Here is a 1,255-nt window from a genome sequence, read left to right on the forward strand (position 1 = left end):
TCGGCGGTTACGCCGTCTGCCATTAAGCTGAGCGCACCTTCACAACACAGTCGATTTCTACCGTAGCGTTGCGTGGCAAGACTGGCACCGATACGGCTGCGCGGGCATGTTTACCGGCGTCACCAAACACCGCTTCCATAAGGTCCGAAGCGCCAATGGCAGCCTCGGGCTGATCGGTGAAGTCTGGTTCGGATGCGATGAACACGCCCAGTTTGACGATCCGTTCAACACGATCAAGATCGCCGCCCAATGCCGCCTTCATCTGCGCGATAAGCATGATGCCGCACGCCTTGGCGGCGACCTTGGCATCTTCAAGATTGCAGGTGTCACCAACGCGGCCGGTTAAAACCTTGCCGTCAACAAAGGGCAACTGGCCGGAAATGAACAGCATGCCGTTGGCTTCCACTGCAGGCACGTAAGACGCCACAGGCGCCGCAGGTTCCGGCAGCGTAATGCCTAGTTCAGCCAGTTTTGCTTCAATCATCATACTACCTTTTCCAATGCGGGCGCTGGCATGTTTGCCACCAGCTTGTCCCTGATCCAAATTTCCGCATCCGCCCAGCGATCCAGCCTTGCATGCGCTGCTTTCGATGGGTTGACGCGCTCCCACAACAACGGCTCACCGACGAAATGCAGGCGCCATACATCGGGATGTTGCTCTCCAACCGATTCGTGCTGGTGGCCTAAGTCGTCGACAAACACCGCAACGCTTGGGCGATATTCGTCGAGGATGCGGCCAAGTGCGTCGCCCTTGCCGCCCTGGTTGCAGTAAACAGGTGCGTCGATGCCAACCGCCCTCAGTTGCTCTGTACGTGGCCCTGCGCGGTGATCCAGCAGGTTGGTAAGGATAACCACGTCTGCATGCTCCCGCAGCCTGTTCAGGCCCGCCACTGCGCCATCAATGGCCTGTTGGCGGTGCATTTCCGTATCAAAAAATCCGTTGAGCAAATCCCAAACCTGACCGCGCTCGACGACTGTGCCGTCATGTTTGTGGCGAAGCGCCTCGCCCCAGTCGCCATGGACGAGGTCGAAATGAATATGATGCGCTTCATCCAACCAATCACGAAACGGGACGATCATGTGCAGCAGCACTTCGTCGCAGTCGGATATCAGAAGAGGCCGAGTACCGGCGACGGTCATGCTTCCAACTCCTGCCGCGCCTGCACCAACACTGCAGGCGATACGCCGATGACTGCCGCGCAAGCGATCAAGTCAGGCTCATAAGCCTCAAGGAAGGACAGGATCGCAGCCTGCG

3 protein-coding genes are annotated in these 1,255 nt (G+C 58.2%); all 3 read right to left on the reverse strand.

What is annotated here, in order from left to right; genetic code table 11:
* Nucleotides 1-22: 22 nt before the first annotated feature.
* Genes U1701_RS18625 through U1701_RS18635 form a run of 3 tightly spaced genes read right to left on the reverse strand, consistent with a single transcriptional unit; the run spans nucleotide 23 to nucleotide 1,244 of the window.
* The gene (locus U1701_RS18625) at nucleotides 23-487 is read right to left on the reverse strand and encodes a RidA family protein (RefSeq protein ID WP_332784048.1); all 465 of its coding nucleotides are present in this window, start codon (nucleotides 485-487) and stop codon (nucleotides 23-25) included.
* Nucleotides 484-1,140: an HAD family hydrolase gene (locus U1701_RS18630; protein ID WP_332784049.1), complete on the reverse strand. Its 657-nt coding sequence runs from the start codon at nucleotides 1,138-1,140 to the stop codon at nucleotides 484-486. Before U1701_RS18630 ends, U1701_RS18625 begins: the two co-directional genes overlap by 4 nt.
* Nucleotides 1,137-1,244 carry a hypothetical protein gene (locus tag U1701_RS18635; RefSeq protein ID WP_332784050.1) on the reverse strand — a complete coding sequence of 36 codons (108 nt, stop codon included), beginning with the start codon at nucleotides 1,242-1,244 and terminating at the stop codon, nucleotides 1,137-1,139. Before U1701_RS18635 ends, U1701_RS18630 begins: the two co-directional genes overlap by 4 nt.
* Nucleotides 1,245-1,255 lie beyond the last annotated feature (11 nt).

The sequence above is a fragment of the Sphingomonas rhamnosi genome, from assembly GCF_036663615.1.
Taxonomy (GTDB): domain Bacteria; phylum Pseudomonadota; class Alphaproteobacteria; order Sphingomonadales; family Sphingomonadaceae; genus Sphingomonas.

Excerpts from the sequence above, each read along its gene's own strand:
- U1701_RS18625 (WP_332784048.1), bottom strand. The coding sequence starts at position 487 with ATGATGATTGAAGCAAAACTGGCTGAACTAGGCATTACGCTGCCGGAA.
- U1701_RS18630 (WP_332784049.1), bottom strand. The coding sequence starts at position 1,140 with ATGACCGTCGCCGGTACTCGGCCTCTTCTGATATCCGACTGCGACGAA.